Origin of the sequence: Streptomyces sp. NPDC091272 (assembly GCF_044757485.1) — a bacterium.
Classification (GTDB): domain Bacteria; phylum Actinomycetota; class Actinomycetes; order Streptomycetales; family Streptomycetaceae; genus Streptomyces.
Genome location: NZ_JBIVVC010000001.1, coordinates 737,407 through 754,864 on the forward strand (window position 1 = coordinate 737,407; position 17,458 = coordinate 754,864).

General features: G+C 73.2%; 14 protein-coding genes. 11 read left to right on the plus strand and 3 right to left on the minus strand.

Translation table 11 applies throughout. From position 1 onward, the window contains the following. Nucleotides 1-251: 251 nt before the first annotated feature. The 8 genes from ACIQM4_RS02995 (at nucleotide 252) to ACIQM4_RS03030 (ending at nucleotide 11,823) form a co-directional block, all read left to right on the plus strand. On the plus strand, nucleotides 252-2,648 hold the full coding sequence (locus tag ACIQM4_RS02995) for an MFS transporter (protein ID WP_401586073.1): 2,397 nt from the start codon (nucleotides 252-254) through the stop codon (nucleotides 2,646-2,648). Nucleotides 2,649-2,921: 273 nt separating this feature from the next. Further along, complete coding sequence (locus ACIQM4_RS03000; protein WP_401585108.1) at nucleotides 2,922-3,647, plus strand: class I SAM-dependent methyltransferase; 726 nt, start codon at nucleotides 2,922-2,924, stop codon at nucleotides 3,645-3,647. Nucleotides 3,648-3,747: 100 nt separating this feature from the next. After that, nucleotides 3,748-4,581 (plus strand): M55 family metallopeptidase, encoded by an 834-nt coding sequence (locus tag ACIQM4_RS03005; RefSeq protein ID WP_401585111.1) that lies wholly within the window; start codon nucleotides 3,748-3,750, stop codon nucleotides 4,579-4,581. Then, the gene (locus ACIQM4_RS03010; protein ID WP_401585114.1) at nucleotides 4,574-5,905 is read left to right on the plus strand and encodes a M20/M25/M40 family metallo-hydrolase; all 1,332 of its coding nucleotides are present in this window, start codon (nucleotides 4,574-4,576) and stop codon (nucleotides 5,903-5,905) included. The genes ACIQM4_RS03005 and ACIQM4_RS03010 overlap by 8 nt, the downstream gene beginning before the upstream one ends. A 51-nt stretch (nucleotides 5,906-5,956) precedes the next feature. Next, entirely contained in the window at nucleotides 5,957-7,948 is a 1,992-nt protein-coding gene (locus ACIQM4_RS03015) for a prolyl oligopeptidase family serine peptidase (protein ID WP_401585117.1), read from the plus strand. Further along, a complete protein-coding gene (locus ACIQM4_RS03020) occupies nucleotides 7,945-8,910 on the plus strand; it encodes an LD-carboxypeptidase (RefSeq protein ID WP_401585120.1) in 966 nt (321 codons plus the stop codon). Before ACIQM4_RS03015 ends, ACIQM4_RS03020 begins: the two co-directional genes overlap by 4 nt. Before the next feature lie 125 nt (nucleotides 8,911-9,035). Next, a complete protein-coding gene (locus ACIQM4_RS03025) occupies nucleotides 9,036-9,644 on the plus strand; it encodes a GNAT family N-acetyltransferase (protein ID WP_401585122.1) in 609 nt (202 codons plus the stop codon). A 226-nt stretch (nucleotides 9,645-9,870) separates the two neighbouring features. Then, nucleotides 9,871-11,823, plus strand: a complete 1,953-nt coding sequence (locus ACIQM4_RS03030; protein ID WP_401585124.1) for a DUF5107 domain-containing protein — start codon at nucleotides 9,871-9,873, stop codon at nucleotides 11,821-11,823. A gap of 144 nt (nucleotides 11,824-11,967) precedes the next feature. On the opposite strand, the gene ACIQM4_RS03035 is transcribed toward ACIQM4_RS03030, so the two are convergent. Continuing rightward, on the minus strand, nucleotides 11,968-12,339 hold the full coding sequence (locus tag ACIQM4_RS03035; RefSeq protein ID WP_401585127.1) for a VOC family protein: 372 nt from the start codon (nucleotides 12,337-12,339) through the stop codon (nucleotides 11,968-11,970). 98 nt (nucleotides 12,340-12,437) lie between these two features. Beyond that, complete coding sequence (locus ACIQM4_RS03040; protein ID WP_401585130.1) at nucleotides 12,438-13,250, minus strand: class I SAM-dependent methyltransferase; 813 nt, start codon at nucleotides 13,248-13,250, stop codon at nucleotides 12,438-12,440. Between the two features lie 150 nt (nucleotides 13,251-13,400). Between ACIQM4_RS03040 and ACIQM4_RS03045 the strand changes: the two genes are divergently transcribed. Continuing rightward, on the plus strand, nucleotides 13,401-13,877 hold the full coding sequence (locus tag ACIQM4_RS03045; protein ID WP_401585133.1) for a phage holin family protein: 477 nt from the start codon (nucleotides 13,401-13,403) through the stop codon (nucleotides 13,875-13,877). A 212-nt stretch (nucleotides 13,878-14,089) separates the two neighbouring features. Here ACIQM4_RS03045 and ACIQM4_RS03050 read toward each other — a convergent pair whose 3' ends face one another. Next, nucleotides 14,090-14,239: a hypothetical protein gene (locus ACIQM4_RS03050; protein WP_401585136.1), complete on the minus strand. Its 150-nt coding sequence runs from the start codon at nucleotides 14,237-14,239 to the stop codon at nucleotides 14,090-14,092. 188 nt (nucleotides 14,240-14,427) lie between these two features. Between ACIQM4_RS03050 and ACIQM4_RS03055 the strand changes: the two genes are divergently transcribed. Further along, entirely contained in the window at nucleotides 14,428-16,287 is a 1,860-nt protein-coding gene (locus ACIQM4_RS03055) for a transketolase (protein ID WP_401586075.1), read from the plus strand. Next, nucleotides 16,284-17,228 carry a non-homologous end-joining DNA ligase gene (gene ligD / locus ACIQM4_RS03060; RefSeq protein WP_401585139.1) on the plus strand — a complete coding sequence of 315 codons (945 nt, stop codon included), beginning with the start codon at nucleotides 16,284-16,286 and terminating at the stop codon, nucleotides 17,226-17,228. Before ACIQM4_RS03055 ends, ligD begins: the two co-directional genes overlap by 4 nt. Nucleotides 17,229-17,458 lie beyond the last annotated feature (230 nt).

The window sequence follows — 17,458 nt, forward strand, 5'->3', positions numbered from 1 at the left end:
CTTCCGTGCCGCCCAGTTGTACGCCGTAGGGGCTCCCACCGGCCCGGATTCCGCCCGCGTACGCCCCGCGCGTCAATCGTCGCGCTTGCTCCGCCTTGTTGCTGAATGCGACAAATGGGCGGCGCAGGCGTGACGACAGGCGCGACGAGGGGAGCAGACACGTGGGTGGCATCACTCTGGTGAAGGACGAGCGGGACGCGACGCGTTCCGCCCCGCCCTCGGCCGGGCAGGACGTTTTCGACATCGAGCAGGTGGAACGGCTCGACCGCGCGCCAGGACCGGGTGACGAACCGGGCCCGGCCGCAGGGGAGTTCACGCCCCGTCAGATCCGGCTCGTGTTCTGCGGGCTGATGCTCGCGCTGCTGCTCGCCGCGCTGGAGCAGATGATCGTCGCCACCGCGCTGCCGAAGATCGTCGGCGATCTCCAGGGCCTGGACCGGATGTCCTGGGCGATCACCGCCTACCTGCTGACCTCGACCATCGGGCTGCCGATCTACGGCAAGCTCGGTGACCTCTTCGGCCGCAAGGGCGTCTTCCTCTTCGCCATCGTCGTGTTCATCATCGGCTCCGCCCTGGCCGGCTGGTCCCGGACCATGGACCAGCTGATCGCCTTCCGGGCGATCCAGGGAGCCGGCGCGGGCGGTCTGATGATCGGCGTGCAGGCGATCATCGCGGACATCGTGCCGCCGCGCAGGCGCGGCCGGTTCATGGGGCTCATCGGCGCGGCCTTCGGGCTCGCGTCCGTGGCGGGGCCGCTGATCGGCGGCTTCTTCACCGACCACGCCTCCTGGCGCTGGTGCTTCTACATCAACGTGCCGTTCGGCCTGGTCACCCTCGCCGTCGTCGCCGTCGTGCTGAAGCTGCCCAAGCCCACCGTGCGGCCACGCCTGGACATCATGGGCGCCGTCCTGCTCGCCGCCGCGTCCACCTGCCTGGTGCTGCTGACGAGTTGGGGCGGCACGGAGTACGAGTGGGACTCGCGGGTGATCCTGGGGCTCGCCGCCGGAGCCGCCGGAACGTCTCTGCTGTTCCTCGTCGTCGAGCACCACGCGGCGGAGCCGATCATCCCGCTGCGGCTTTTCCGCGACTCGATCTTCAACATCACCGGACTCGTCGGCGCCGTGGTCGGCATCGCGCTCTTCGGCGCCGCCAGCTATCTGCCGACCTTCCTCCAGATGGTCGACGGGGCCACCGCCACCGAGTCCGGGCTGCTGATGCTCCCGATGATGGGTGGCGTCGTCGTCGCCTCGATCGTCTCGGGGCAGCTCATCAGCAAGACCGGCCACTACCGGATCTACCCGATCGTCGGCAGCGCGCTGTCCGCCGCCGGAATGTGGCTGCTGTCGCGGCTGGAGACGGACACCACGCAGCTGGAGTACAGCCTGTGGATGGCCGTGCTGGGCATCGGGATCGGGCTGATCATGCCGGTGCTCGTGCTGGCCGTGCAGAACTCCGTACAGCCCGGCGACCTCGGCACCGCCACCAGCGCCAACAACTACTTCCGGCAGATGGGCGGTTCGGTCGGCGCCGCGATCTTCGGCACCCTCTTCGCGGGCCGCCTCGTCGACGCGCTCGCCGACTCGCTGCCGGCCGGCGTCGACCTGCCCGACCCCTCTTCCATCACCCCGCAACTGGTGCACTCGATGCCGCCGTTGCTGCGCGACGCCTACATCGAGGCGTATGCCGCGGCGATGCCGCGCATCTTCCTTTACCTCGTGCCGGTGCTCGTGCTCGGCCTGCTCATCGCCTGCTTCCTGAAGGAGAAACCACTGGTGTCCGCGCACAACGCCCCCGCCGCAGCAGCCGCCCCCACCACCGCCGCCGTGGCCGCCGAGCCCGGGAACCACTCCCACCCCGCGCCCCACGCACCGGTCCCCGGGCAGCAGTCGGGCGGTGTGCCGGTCTGCGGCACCGTCCAGCACCACGACGGCTCCACCGTGCCCAGCGCCGCCCTCACCCTCATCGACGTCGGGGGCCGGCAGGTCGGCCGGGGCGCCAGCGGCTCCGACGGCCGCTACGCACTGAGCGTGCGCGGGCCCGGGTCGTACGTACTGATCGCCGCGGCGGGCGGGCACCAGCCGCAGGCCGTCACCGTCACCGTGGGGGAACGGCCGGTCGAGCTTGACGTGGTCCTGGGCGGCGCCGGCCGGCTCGCCGGCTCCGTGCTCACGGCGGACGGCACGCCGGTCCGTGACGCGGCCGTCACGCTCACCGACGTACGCGGCGAGGTCGTCGCCTCCACGCGCACCGGACGCGAGGGCAGCTACGTCATCTCGGAGCTGGTCGCCGGGGAGTACACCCTGGCCGCGAGCGCGCCCGCCTTCCGGCCCGCCGCGCTGCCGGTCAGCGTGCAGGCCTCGCGGGAGACCCGGCAGGACGTCGAGCTGGCGGGCGGGGCGGTACTGCGCGGCACCGTACGGGCCACCGGCGGGCGGCCGGTGGAGGACGCCCGGGTGACCCTGCTGGACGCGGCGGGCAACGTGGTGGACACCCTCACCACCGGCTCGGACGGCACGTTCCGCTTCGTCGACCTGTCGTCGGGCGAGTACACGGTGATCGCCGCCGGATACCCGCCGGTGGCCACCGTCCTCCAGGTGGCGGGCGGCGGGCGCACCGAACGCGACCTCCAGCTCGGCCACGAGGACTGAGGGCGTCCGCGCGCTTCCCCGCCCGGCCGACGGCCGAAGTCCCCTGCCGGGCAAGGGAATCGACGCGCAGCGGCGAAGGGGCAGGTCCCGGCGGGAGCTGCCCCTTCCCCGTTGTCAACCCCAGCGCGCACGGCGCGTGCGCGGCGTGCACGGCCGTCGGCGCAGCTCGAACGGCCGACGAAGATGCATGTAGACACCTTGTAGTGCGCCCGCCCGGGAGGGACGGTGGAGCGGATCTTCACCGTTTGGCCCACCGCACCCCGGGAGCTGATCATGAGCGTGACGAGCCGTTACAAGGAAGCCTGGGAAGGGTTCTGGCAGGAGGCGCCCGACCGGGTGGGTGCGGTCCTCTGGGACGCCGAGCCCGCGCTCACCGCGGGCATCCACCTCGCCCTGTTCGAGCCGCACCTGTCGGAGACGGCCCTCCCGGTCGTCGACCTGGGTTGCGGCAACGGCACCCAGACGCTCTTCCTCGCCGACCGGTTTCCCCGGGTGACGGGCCTGGACCTGGCACCCGCCGCCATTGCGCGGGCCCGCCGCAGCGATCCGGACGGACAGGTGCGGTTCACCGTCGCCGACGCCACCGAACCCGCCGCGGTACGGCGGCTGCACCGGGAGCTGGGGGATGCCCAGGTGTATTTGCGCAGCGTGCTGCACCAGTGCGAGCCCGAGGACCGGAGGCTGGTGGCCGCCGCCGTGGCCACGCTGGTGGGGGAGCGGGGACGGGCCTTCGTCGTCGAGCCCGCCGCGGACGCCGGGCGCATCCTGCGCGAGCTGGCCCGCCACCCGGACGGGCCGCCGCCCAAGCTCCGGGCGGTCCTGACGCACGGGATCGGCCCGGCGGTGATGCCCGACGCGCAGGTGCCGGAACTCTTCCTGGCGGCGGGACTCGACGTGCTGGCGAGCGGGGACATGCCGTTGACGACGACCGAGTACCTCGTGGACGGCACCCGGGTGGAGCTGCCCTCCCAGTGGCTGGTGGTCGGGCGCACGGGCTGACCGCGAGCCTCCTCCGAGAGCCGTCGCCGACTTCAGTACGGTGGGCGCGACGTCTGTCCGGCGCCGAGGGCAGACGTACGGAAGTGAAGGGTGGGACTGGATGAAGATCCTCATCAGCGCCGACATGGAGGGCGCGACCGGGGTCACCTGGCCCGCCGACGTGCTGCCCGGCACCCCGCAGTGGGAGCGCTGCCGGTCGATGTTCACCTCCGACGTGAACGCGGCCGTCCTCGGCTTCTTCGACGGCGGCGCGGACGAGGTCCTCATCAACGAGGCGCACTGGACCATGCGCAACCTGTTGCTCGAACGGCTCGACGAGCGCGCGGAGATGCTCACCGGCCGGCACAAGTCGCTCAGCATGGTCGAGGGGGTCCAGCACGGGGACGTCGACGGGATCGCCTTCGTCGGCTACCACACCGGCGCGGGCACCGAGGGTGTCCTCGCGCACACCTACCTCGCCAACTCGATCACCGGCGTGTGGCTGAACGGCAGCCGAGCCAGCGAGGGACTGCTCAACGCGCACGTCGTCGCCGAGTACGGGGTCCCCGTCGTGCTCGTCACCGGCGACGACCTGACCTGCCAGGACGCGGACGGGTACGCGCCGCGCGCCCGCAAGGTCGCCGTCAAGGACCACGTCTCGCGCTACGCCGCCGTGTGCCGGACCCCCACCAGGACCGCCGCCGACATCCGGGCCGCGGCCGAGCAGGCCACGGCGCTGGCCGTACGGCACGAGCCGGTGCGGGGCGGCGAGTTCACGGTGGAGCTGGAGTTCGACGCGGCCCACCTCTCCGACGTCGCCACGGTGGTCCCGGGGGTCGCCCGAACCGGTGAGCGGCGTGTCTCCTACACCAGCCCGACAATGTATGAGGGCATTCGTACCTTCAAGGCGGTCACCACGATCGTCTCGTCCGCCGTGGAGGAGCAGTATGGGTGACCGCGCGATCGACGAGGCCTCGTTCGACGAGGTGGTGACCTTCACCTCCGACCTCATCCGCATCGACACCACCAACCGGGGCGGCGGTGACTGCCGCGAGCGGCCGGCCGCCGAGTACGTCGCCGAGCGGCTCGCCGCGACCGGCCTCGACGTACGGATGCTGGAGCGCACGCCCGGTCGGACCAACGTCGTGGCCCGGATCGCCGGGACCGACCCCGGCGCCGACGCGCTCCTGGTGCACGGCCATCTCGACGTCGTCCCCGCCGAGCCTGCCGACTGGTCCGTGCACCCGTTCTCCGGCGAGGTGCGGGACGGTGTGGTGTGGGGGCGCGGCGCCGTCGACATGAAGAACATGGACGCGATGGTGCTGTCCGTCGTACGGGCCTGGGCGCGCGCGGGAGTGCGCCCGCGCCGGGACATCGTGATCGCCTACACCGCGGACGAGGAGGCCAGTGCGCAGGACGGCGCGGACTTCCTCGTCGACCGGCACGCGGATCTCTTCGAGGGCTGCACCGAGGGCATCAGCGAGTCCGGCGCGTACACCTTCCATGCCGGGCCAGGGATGGAGATCTATCCCGTCGCCGCCGGTGAGCGCGGTACGGGCTGGCTCAAGCTCACCGGCCGTGGCACCGCGGGGCACGGCTCCAAGGTCAACGGGCAGAACGCGGTCAGCCGGCTGGCGGCGGCCGTCGCCCGGATCGGCGAGCACGAGTGGCCGGTCCGCCTCACCCCCACGGTCCGGGCCTGCCTGCGTGAACTGGCCGCGCTGCACGAGCTGGAGTCCCCGGGCCCGGACGACCCCGGCTTCGACGTGGACGCCCTGCTGGACAGGCTCGGACCGGCCGCGTCCCTCGCCGAGGCAACCGTACGAAACAGTGCGAACCCGACCATGCTGGAGGCCGGTTACAAGGTCAACGTCATTCCGGGCAGCGCCACCGCCTACATCGACGGACGGTTTCTGCCCGGTGGCGAGGAGGAGTTCGGCCGGACACTGGACATGCTCACGGGTGAGCACGTCGACTGGGAGTTCCACCACCGCTCGCCCGCGATCCAGGCCCCGGTCGACTCGCCGACGTACCGCCAACTCGCGCAGGCAGTCGTCAAGTTCGCACCCGAGGCGCATGTGGTGCCGTACTGCATGTCGGGCGGTACGGACGCCAAGCAGTTCGCCCGGCTCGGCATCACCGGATACGGCTTCTCGCCGCTGAAGCTGCCCGCCGGGTTCGACTACCAGGCGCTGTTCCACGGGGTCGACGAACGGGTACCGGTCGAAGCACTGCACTTCGGGGTGCGCGTCCTGGACCATTACCTTCGTAACGCCTGACCGCGCGCCCGAACCACACGGCGCCCGATCCCACTGGGGGAGTTGACAGCAATGGTGCCCACGGGGCCTTACGGAAGCTGGCCGTCGCCGATCGACGCGGCGCTCGCCGCCTCGCACGACGGCGCCCCGCAGTTCGTCGGCATGGTCGGTGACGAGGTGTGGTGGACCGCGCCGCGCCCCGACGAGGGCGGCCGGCGGGCCCTGGTGCGGCTGCGGACGGACGGCGCGGAGCAGTCGGTGCTGCCCGCGCCGTGGGACGTCCGCAGCCGGTTCGTCGAGTACGGCGGGCAGCCCTGGGCGGGGACCGCGCGGGAGGCGGACGGCCCGCTCGTGGTGTTCGTGAACTTCGCCGACCAACGGCTGTACGCCTACGCCCCGGACGCAGCGGACGCCGGGGCGGGCCCCCGCCCGCTGACCCCACGCTCGGCCGTCGGCGGCGGGCTGCGCTGGGTCGACCCGGTGATCCACGACGGTGAGGTGTGGTGCGTACTGGAGGAGTCGCTCGGCGAGTCACCCACCGACGTGCGCCGGGTGATCGCGGCCGTCCCGCTGGACGGGTCCGCAGCCGAGGACCGCGGCCGGGTACGGGAACTGAGCGACGGCGCGCACCGTTTCGTCACCGGGCCCCGGATCTCGCCCGACGGGACACAGGCCGCCTGGATCGGCTGGGACCACCCCAGGATGCCCTGGGACGGCACCGAGGTGCTGGTGGCCGAGATCCCCGCGGCGCCGGGGGCGTTCTCCGGTGTGCGACGCCTGGCGGGCGGCGAGGACGAGTCCGTCTGCCAGGTCGAGTGGGACCGGGACGGCACGCTGCTGTTCGTCTCCGACCGGGGTGGCTGGTGGGAGCTCTACCGGCTGCGGCGCGACGGACGCCGCATCAGTGGGGCGCTGTGCCTGGGCCGTGAGGAGGAGTTCGGCGGACCGATCTGGCTGATCGGGCAGCGCTGGTTCCACCCCCTGGACAGCGGGCTGATCGCCGTCATCCACGGCAAGGGCGCCACCGCGCTCGGCATACTCGACCCCGAGACCGGTGAACTCGTCGACACGGCGGGGCCGTGGACCGCCTGGTCGGCGACGCTGGCCGCGTGCGGCGACCGCGTCGTCGGAGTGGCGGCCAGTCCGCGCAGCGGCTACGAGGTCGTGGAACTCTCCACCGCCACCGGCCGGGCCCGGGTCATCGGCTCCCCGCACGACGACCCGGTCGACCCCGCCTGCTACCCCGAGCCCCAGATCCGCACCTTCACCGGGCCCGGCGGCCGCGACGTCCACGCCCACATCTACCCGCCGCACCACCCGGGACGGATCGCGCCCGCCGAAGAGCTCCCGCCGTACGTGGTGTGGGCGCACGGCGGCCCGACCGGGCACGCGCCCCTCGTGCTCGACCTGGAGATCGCCTACTTCACCTCGCGCGGGATCGGCGTGGCCGAGGTCAACTACGGCGGCTCCACGGGCTACGGGCGCGAGTACCGCAACCGGCTGCGCGGTCAGTGGGGCGTCGTGGACGTCGAGGACTGTGCCGCCGTCGCGCTGGCCCTCGCCGACGAGGGCACCGCGGACCCGCGCAGGCTCGCGATCCGGGGCGGCAGCGCGGGCGGGTTCACCGCGGCGGCCTCGCTCGCCTGCACGGACGTCTACGCGTGCGGCACCCTCAAGTACCCCGTCCTCGACCTCCTCGCCTTCGCGGACGAGACCCACGACCTGGAGTCCCGCTACCTGGAATCGCTGGTCGGGCCGCTCGCCACCTGTCAGGAGACCTACGCGGAGCGCTCGCCCGCCGCACACGCCGACCGCGTCACCGCCCCCTTCCTGCTGCTCCAGGGCCTCGACGACCCGGTCTGTCCGCCGGTCCAGGCCGAACGCTTCCTCGCCCTGTTCGCGGGGCGCGGCATACCGCACGCGTATCTCGCGTTCGAGGGGGAGGGGCACGGCTTCCGCAGGGCGGACACCCTGGAACGCGCCCTGGAGGCGGAACTCTCCCTGTACACACAGGTGTTCGGCATCGACCGCGCCGACGTGCCGCGACTGGAGCTCGGCAGTTGACCCGAAGGCCCGCCGCCCTCGCGGAACTCTCCCGCCCCGCCCGGCTGCGCCCCGGCGCGCGCGTCGCGATCGTGGCACCGAGCGGGCCGGTCCCCGAGGAGCGGCTGGCGCGGGGGGTCGACGTCCTGCGCGGCTGGGGCCTGGACCCGGTGGTCATGCCCCATGTCCTCGACAGGCACGCGGAGTTCGGCTACCTGGCGGGCGACGACGCGGCGCGGGCCCGCGACCTGACCGCCGCCTGGTGCGACCCGTCGGTCGCCGCCGTGCTGTGCGCGCGCGGCGGATACGGGGTCCACCGCATGATCGACCTCGTCGACTGGACGGCGATGCGCGCCGCCACCGCCGCGTACGGCCGCCCCAAGGTGTTCGTCGGCTACAGCGACATCACCGCCCTGCACGAGGCCTTCGCGGTCCGCATGGGCGTCGCCACCCTGCACGGTCCGATGACCGCCACCGCCGCCTTCCTCAAGGACGGCCCCACCCAGGACTCGCTGCGCGCGACCCTCTTCGCCCCGGAGACCGTACGCACCCTGGCCCCGCCCACCGCCCGCACCATGGTGCCTGGCCGGACCCACGGCATCACGTTCGGCGGCTGCCTCTGCCTGCTCGCCGCCGACCTCGCCGGTCCGCACACCCGGCCCTCGGCACACGGCGGCATCCTCCTCGTCGAGGACATCGGCGAGGAGGCGTACCGGCTGGACCGGATGCTCACCCAACTGCTGCGCTCCGGGCTGCTGGACGGCCTTGCGGGGGTCGCCCTGGGGTCCTGGGAGGACTGCGGTCCGTACGGGAGCGAGGTCCGGCCGGTGCTGCTCGACCGGCTGGGCACCCTGGGCGTACCGGTGCTGGAACAGCTGGGCTTCGGCCACTCGGTGCCCGCGCTGACCGTGCCGCTGGGAGTTCCGGCGGTGCTGGACGCCGACGCCGGGACGCTGACGCTGGACGCACCCGCGCTCGTGTGACGCACCGCCACCAGGCAGGTTCGGGGCCGAAGTCCCCCCGCACGCCCCGTGCCGCACCCGTACGGCGCGACCGGGACGGGGGAGAAGTGCCCGTAGTACCGTCCCGCCGGACGTAACCTGGCCGGATGTCCGAGCCTGCCGCCGCCTCCTCCCGATACCTCGCAACGGGCCCCCGGGTCGGCATCAGGCCGTTCCGCCACAGCGACGCCGACGAGTTCACCGCCCGGGTCCGCGAGAGCCGCGAGCTGCACGGACCATGGCTCGCCCCGCCGGACAGCCCGGAGGTGTTCCGCAGGTACGCGGGCACCCTGATCGGCGACCCGGACCGGGCGGGCTTCCTGGTCTGCACCCGCGCGGACGAGCGCATCGCGGGCTTCGTCAACATCAACAACATCGTCGAGGGCGCCTTCCAGAACGGCACCCTCGGCTACGGCGCGTTCGCCCACACCGCGGGCCGCGGCCTGCTCGGCGAGGCCCTCGACCTGGTCCTGCGGCACGCCTTCGGCCGGCTCGGCCTGCACCGGCTGGAGGCCAACGTCCAACCGGGCAACGCGGCCTCGCTCGCGCTCATCCGCCGGGCGCACTTCCGCTACGAGGGCTACTCACCGAACTTCCTCTTCCTGGCCGGAGCCTGGCGCGACCACGAACGCTGGGCGCTCACGGCGCCGGAGTTCAGGCCCCGAGTCCGGTTGCCCGAAGGGGAGCGGGGCGAAGAAGCCGGGCCGCATGACTGAGCTTCCCGTGCCCGGAGGCCCGGAGGCCCGGAGGCCCGGAGATTTGGAGACTTGGATACTTGGAGACCTGGCAGGCGCGGGCGATGGGTGCCTTTGCTCAATTCTGACCGGCGGAACCCCTGGTCAGGCCGGTACTGCCCGTGTTCGGATAGGCACGTGGAGAGACGGGGACGAGGCGCGCGTGCGGAGCTGCGCCTGACCGTGCCACCGAACGAGTGAGGTTGTTTTGGCCACGACGGTGCGACGTGCCGCTCTGACCCTGCCCGCCGCCCCGCTGGGCCCCGAGAACCCGCTGCCCGGTCTGCGCCCGCTCGGCCGGGTGCCCGGGCCGCAGGACCGGGCCAGGCAGGGGCTGCCGCGTGACACGGCAGGTCGGACGGGGTACGGACCACTGCGCACGCACCTTCCCGTACGGGCGCTGGACGGCTTCGGACGCGAGCGCGCCGAGACCGAGATCGACACCGTCGTGATCGAGAACGACCGGCTGCGGGTGACCGTGCTGCCCGGTCTCGGTGGCCGGATCCACTCCCTCCACCACAAGCCCACCGGCCGCGAACTCGTCTACCGCAACCCGGTCCTCCAGCCGGTCGACCTCGGCCTGGGCGGCGCCTGGTTCTCCGGCGGCATCGAGTGGAACACCGGCGCGACCGGTCGCGCCGCCCTCTCCTTCGCCCCGCTGCACGCGGCCGTCGTGCCCGCCCCGGACGGCGGCGAGATGCTCCGTCTGTGGGAGTGGGAACGGCTGCGCGACCTGCCGTTCCAGCTGGACCTGTGGCTGCCCGCCGACTCCGACTTCCTGTACGTGGGCGTCCGTGTCCGCAACCCGCACGAGCGGACCGTGCCCGTCCACTGGTGGTCCCACACCACCGTCGAGGAGAACGAGGGCACCCGGATCCTCGCCCCCGCCGACGCGGCCTGGTGCTCCGGGGACGGGAAGCCCCCGGCCCGCGTCCCCGTCCCGCGCTCCGAGGGCGCCGACCGCACCTATCCGGCCCGCGGCGAACTCTCCGCCCACTACTCCTACGACGTGCCCGAACAGGAGCGGAAGTGGATAGCCGCCCTGGACGCGACCGGTGCGGGCCTCGTGCAGACCTCCACCGACCTGCTGGGCGGACGCAAACTGTTCCTCTGGGGCTCGGGGGCGGACGGCCGCCGCCGGCAGGAGTGGCTGACCGAGCCGGGCACGCCCGGCCACGCCGAGATCCAGGCCGGACTCGCCCGCATCCAGCAGGAGCACGTCCCGCTCGAACCGGAGGCCGAGTTCAGCTGGCTGGAGGCGTACGGGCCGCTGACTGCGGACGCGCGTGCCGTGCACGGAGACGACTGGGGCGCCGCGCGCGCGGTGGCCGAGCGGGCCCTTGAGGAGGCGCTGCCCCGGGCCGCCGTCGACGCCGCGTACACCGCGTGGCGCGCACACGCCGACCTCGAACCGGGCGAGACCCTGGCCACCGGGTCGGGCTGGGGCGCGCTGGAAGTGCTGCGCGGCGGCTTCAAGCTGCCGGGCACGCCCTTCCCCGAGTCGACACTGACCGAACAGCAGGAACCCTGGCTGGAGTTGTTCCGGGGCGGCTCGCTGCCCACGCCCCGCAAGGTCGTCCCACCGGGCCCCTCGCTGGTCGCCCCGCACTGGCGCGACATGCTGGAGACCGCCCCCGCCGAACCCCTCACCGAGTACCACCTCGGTGTCGCCCAGTGGCACGCGGGCGACCTCGCCCAGGCGGTCCGCAGCTGGGAGCGCGGTCTGCAACTGGCCCCCTCCCGCTGGCCGCTGCTCCGCTGCCTGGCCTTCGCGGACCGCGAGGCCGGACAGCGGGAGCGGGCCGCCGACCTGTACGCGGAGGCCTTCGCAGACCTCTGCGAGGAGCGTCGCGAGGGCGAGCAGTGGACGGCGGCCAGCGCGGCGCTCGGCCGCGAGGCCATCGAGGCGCTGCTCGCCGCCGGCCGGCCGGCCCAGGCCCGTACCGTCTGGGAGGGGCTGCGGCCCGCCACCCGGGCCACCGGCCGGTTCCGCCTCGTCGAGGCGCGGCTGCTCGCCGCCGAGGGGGACCGGGAAGCGGCCCGCGCCGTGTTCGACGAGTGCTTCGAGGTGGCCGATCTGCGCGGGGGCCCGACGGCGCCCGACGAGGTGTGGGCGAGCATCACCGACGAACCGGCGCCGGACGCCCACGACTTCGGGTAGACCGACGAACCAGCGCCGGAAGCCCGCGACTTCGGGTAGACCGACGAACCAGCGCCGGAAGCCCGCGACTTCGGGTAGACCGACGAACCGGCGCCGGACGCCCACGACTTCGGGTAGGCGGTGCGGACGCTCGCCCCTGGCCCCTCATCCGCTCGGGGTGGGCCCGCCCATGTCCACGTACTCGAAGACGGAACCGTCCGGGTGCAGGACGATCAGGTTGCGGCCCGCCGGGGTCGCCACCGGGCCCGCGACGACTTGAGCGCCCGCGGCGGTGAGCGTGATGTGGGCCTCCTCCACGTCCTTCACCGCGACCGTCGCCGTCACCTTCCGCAACAGGTCGATCTCCTCGCGCGGACCGCTCATCACGAGGAAGCAGCCGACGGCGGCGACCGAGACCCCGCCGCGCTCGAAGCGTTGCGCGCGGACACCGGTGATGCGCTCGTAGAAGGCGGCCGTGGTGTCCAGTGCCGCGGTGTCGTCCAGATAGACGCGCAGTGTGGTTCCCAGGATCTCCATACGGCCGAGGGTAGTTGGGCGGCGGGGCGAGCGTGATCCGTTCCGGGGCGCACGTGCTCGGTTCGGGGACTGACGTGCCCGCCCCACCCCCTGCCGGGTCAGGCGCGGCAGAGGATCTCGCCGTGCGGAACCATGAACCACGCGTCCCGATGGGTGCCCCACTCCCGCCAGGCCTCGGCGATCTCCGCCAGCTGCGCGGCGGTCGCGTGCCCGCCGGACACCGCCAGGTCCGCGTACGAGGACGCGACGGTGCGGTCCGCCCACAGGCCGCTCCACCAGGAGCGGTCCTCGGCGGTGGCGTAGCACCAGCTCGCCGCGGACGAGTTGACCTCCTCGAAGCCGGCCCGCAGCGCCCAGGAGCGCAGCCTGCGCCCCGCGTCCGGCTCACCGCCGCCCGCGCGGGCCACCCGGTGGTAGAGCTCCAGCCAGTCGTCCAGCAGCGGCGGCTGCGGGTACCAGGCCATCGCCGCGTAATCGCTGTCGCGGGCCGCGACGATGCCGCCCGGCCGGCACACCCGGCGCATCTCGCGCAGGGCGGCGACCGGGTCGCCCACGTGCTGGAGCACCTGATGGGCGTGGACGACGTCGAAGGAGTCGTCGGGGTACGCGAGCGCGTGCACGTCGGCGGTGGTGAACTCGACGTTGCGCAGCCCGCGTTCGGCCGCGGTCCGGCGGGCGCGGTCGAGGATGCCGGCCGCGTGGTCGCCGCCGGTGACGTGACCCTCCGGGCCCACCAGCTCGGCCAGGTCGGCCGTGATGGTGCCGGGGCCGCAGCCCACGTCCAGCACGCGCTGCCCGGCGCGCAGGTGCGGAAGGAGGTAGGCGGCGGAGTTCTCGGCGGTCCGCCAGGTGTGTGAGCGCAGGACGGACTCGTGGTGGCCGTGGGTGTAGACGGCGGTCTCTTTCGGCATGGCGGTACCCCGTTCACGCGTGGTGGGCAGCGAATGGGTTCACGGTACGCCCGTGTTTTGCATCATGAGATATAGGTCTTGATATATGGACAGAGGGCTGGTGGGAGAAGGGTGCTGCGTACGGGGAGTGCGGGCGGGTACGCGCAACTCATGAGTGCGAACATGGGTACGAACCTGGGAAGGGCTGCCGACGCGACGCCGAACCTCGACCTGTCGCAGGAGATCGCGCGGGTGGTGCGTGACTCCGTCGCGGAGGAGCTTCGCGAGCGGATGAGGGAGCAGCGCCGGCCGGCCCGGCTGTACGCGGGCGCCGGTGCGGCGGGCCTGTACGGAGGTGCCGCGCTGGTGAGCGGGGTGGTACTCGCGCTCGGGCTGGTGGTGCCGATGTGGGCATCCGCGCTGATCGTCGCGGCGGCGCTGCTGATCGCGGCCGTGATGCTGCGACAGGCGGCACGGTCCCGGCCGGGAGCGGGCGCGGCGGACCGGTCCCGACAGGGCGCGGGCGTGGGCGCGGGCGCGGTGGACGTGGCCCCGGGTGTCGAGCCCGGTGCGGTGACCTCGGCGGTCACCTCCGTGCCCGGCGCGCCGCCGGTGCCCGGGAAGGCGCCCGTGGTGGGGCGCGACTAGCACGCGGCGGCTGCCCGGAGCCGGGGAGGCCGGCCCGGTGCCTCGTGCCGCCCGGTACGAATCTGCCGCTCGTGCTCCTGGGGTGGCGGTCCTACGCGTTCCGCCGCCACAGGACGACGGACCTTGCCCTGGCGACCAGTCGGACGATTCTGGTGCGCAGGTCCGGACGCCGGACGGGCGACGGCTGGTGGGCGGCCTGGGTCAGTCTCATCTCAGAACTCCTGAACCTGGGGCAGCGCCTCGGTGCGGTAGAGGTCCAAGAAGCCGCGATGGTCGGGACCGAACTGATTCACGTACAACCGGTCGAGCAGGGCCTGTTCCACCGGGTAACCCGGCAGGACGCCCGGAAACACACCGATCACGGAGTTTGGGCGACCGTGGGAAGGGCACGCGGGACGGGCGCGAACGAGCAACGGAGCCGATTGTGGGCCGCTCCCGCACCGTCGTCATGGGCGCGGGAACCGCCGACGCAGGATTCGCTGACCAGGAACCCAGCTGACGCAGGATTCGCTGACCGGGAACCCAGAGGAGAAACATGCCCACCAACGGCCTGTCCACCGACGAACTGACCGATCTCGCACAGCAGTTGAGGGTCGACTCCGTCCGTGCCACGGATGCCGCCGGGTCCGGGCACGCGACCTCGTCCATGTCCGCCGCCGAACTCGGCGCCGTACTCCTGGCGAACCACCTGCGCTACGACTTCGACCGCCCCGAACACCCCGGCAACGACCACCTCATCCTGTCCAAGGGGCACGCCTCACCGCTCCTCTACGCCCTCTACCGGGCGGCCGGCGCCGTCAGCGACGAGGAACTGCTGACCTTCCGCAGCCGGGGCAGCCGCCTGGAAGGGCACCCCACGCCCCGGCTGCCGTGGGTGGACGTCGCGACCGGCTCGCTCGGGCAGGGGCTGCCCGTCGGCGTCGGCATGGCGCTCTGCGGCAAGCGGCTCGACCGCGACCCGTACCGGGTGTGGGTGATCAGCGGCGACAGCGAGATGGCAGAGGGGTCGGTCTGGGAGGCCGTCGAGCACGCCGGCGCGGAGAAGCTCGACAACCTCACCCTCGTCGTGGACGTCAACCGGCTCGGCCAGCGCGGCCCGACCCGGCACGGCCACGACCTCGGCGCATACGCCCGTCGTCTCCAGGCGTTCGGCTGGCACACCGTCGAGGTCGACGGACACGACGTGGACGCGGTCGACCGGGCGTACGCCGAGGCCCGCTCGACCGCCGGCCGGCCGACCGCGATCCTCGCGAACACCGTCAAGGGCAAGGGTGTCGCGGACGTCGCCGACAAGGAGGGAATGCACGGCAAGCCGCTGTCCGACGCGACGGCGGCGATCGCCGAACTGGGCGGGGTGCGTGCCCGGCACGTCGACGTGCACAAGCCCGCCGAGGCGGCCCCCGCCCCGCACGCCGCGACCGGCGGACACCTGACGCTGCCGAGGTTCCGGGCCACCGCCGACGGCGGCGACCAGGTGGCGACCCGCGACGCGTACGGAAAGGCACTCGCGGCGCTCGGCGCGGCGCGCGGTGACGTCGTCGCACTGGACGGGGAGGTCGGCGACTCGACCCGCACCGAGTACTTCGCCGAGGACCACGCCGACCGGTACTTCGAGTGCTACATCGCCGAACAGCTGCTCGTCGCGGCGGGCGTCGGTATGCAGGCACGCGGCCACGTACCGTACGTGTCGACGTTCGCCGCCTTCCTCACCCGGGCGCACGACTTCCTGCGGATGGCTGCGATCAGCCGGGCGGACCTCAACGTCGTCGGCTCGCACGCGGGCGTCGCCATCGGCCAGGACGGCCCTTCCCAGATGGGCCTCGAAGACCTGGCGATGATGCGGGCGATCCACGGCAGCACCGTCCTGTGCCCGTGCGACGCCAACCAGACCGCGAAGCTCGTCGCCGCCATGGCCGACCTCCACGGCATCCGCTACCTGCGGACCGGGCGGGGCAAGGCGGACGTCATCTACGGCCCCGACGAGGAGTTCCCGATCGGCGGCAGCAAGGTGCTTCGGCGCGGGGACGCGGACCGGCTGACGCTGGTCGCCGCCGGGACGACCGTGCCCGAGGCACTGCGCGCGGCGGACCTGCTGGCCGACGAGGGCATCGAGGTGCGGGTGATCGACCTGTACTCCGTCAAGCCCGTCGACGCACCGACCCTCTGGGCGGCGGCCGAGGAGACCGGCGCCCTGGTGACGGTCGAGGACCACCGGGCCGAGGGCGGGATCGGTGACGCGGTGGCCGAGGCGTTCGCGGACGGACGGCCGGTGCCGCGGCTGGTCCGTCTCGCCGTCTCGAACATGCCCGGATCCGCCTCTCCCGACGAGCAGTTGCAGGGCGCGGGGATCGACGCCGATTCCGTGGCGGCCGCGGCGCGGCTGCTGGTGGAGAAGGCAGTGGTGCGGTGAACGGACGCGTCATCGAGGGCACGGACCCGGACGGGGCGCTGGAGGTGCGGGCCGGGCGGCACACCGTGACCGTCCACCGGCCGGACAAGGTGCTCTTCCCCGACCTCGGCCTCAGCAAGGCCGATCTGGCGGGTTACTACCGGCGCATCGCCCTGTTCATGCTGCCGCAGCTGCGGGACAGGCCGCTGATGCTGGAACGGCACCCGGACGGGGTGCGGGGCCCGCGCTTCCTCCAGAAGGACACTCCGGACAGCTACCCGGACTGGGTGCGGCGGGTGCGGCTGGACCGGGAGGGCGGCACGGTGCGGCACGTGGTGTGCGAGGACAGCGCCACCCTGGTGTTCCTCGCCGACCAGTCGTGCCTGGCGCTGCACCGCTGGGCCTCCAGGGTGACCCGGCTGCCGTGGCCGGACCGGCTGATCTTCGACCTGGACCCGCCGGAGGACGACTTCGGCGCGGTACGGGAGGCGGCGCGCCGGCTGGGGGAGGTCCTCGGGGAGCTGAACCTGCCGTCCGTACCGATGGCGACGGGGTCGAAGGGTCTGCACGTGGTGGTGCCGCTGAACGGCCACACCACCTTCGAGGAGTCGAAGGGCTTCGCGAGGGAGGTGGCGGAGGTGGTGGCCGCCCGGCACCCCGCCAGGCTGACGACGTCGGTACGCAAGCGGGGGAGGGGCAACCGGGTCTACCTGGACGTCCAGCGCAACGGGTACGCGCAGACGGGCGTCGCGCCGTGGTCGCCGCGCCCGCTCCCGGGGGCGCCGGTGGCCGTGCCGGTCTCCTGGGAGCAGTTGGACGACCCGGGGGTGCACGCGCGGACGTGGTCGCTGGGGGATGTGGAGGCGATCCTCGACCAGGCAAAACGGAATCCCTGGGCGGACGTCCTGACCAGGGGCCGGCCCTTGGGCCCGGCCCGCAGAAAACTCCCCACGACCCGCTGACCCACCTCCCGTCCCATCCCCCAGCCCTCTTGGGCAGCGGGGCCGCCCCCATTCCCCCTACCCCAGCCCTCTTGGGCAGCGGGGCCGCCCCATTCCCCCTACCCCCAGCCTCCTTGGGCAGCGGGGCCGCCCCATTCCCCCTACCCCCAGCCTCCTTGGGCAGCGGGGCCGCCCCCCGGGGGCGGGACGGGTGGGCAAGGGGGCGGCCCCCACGCGGAGCGCAACCTTTC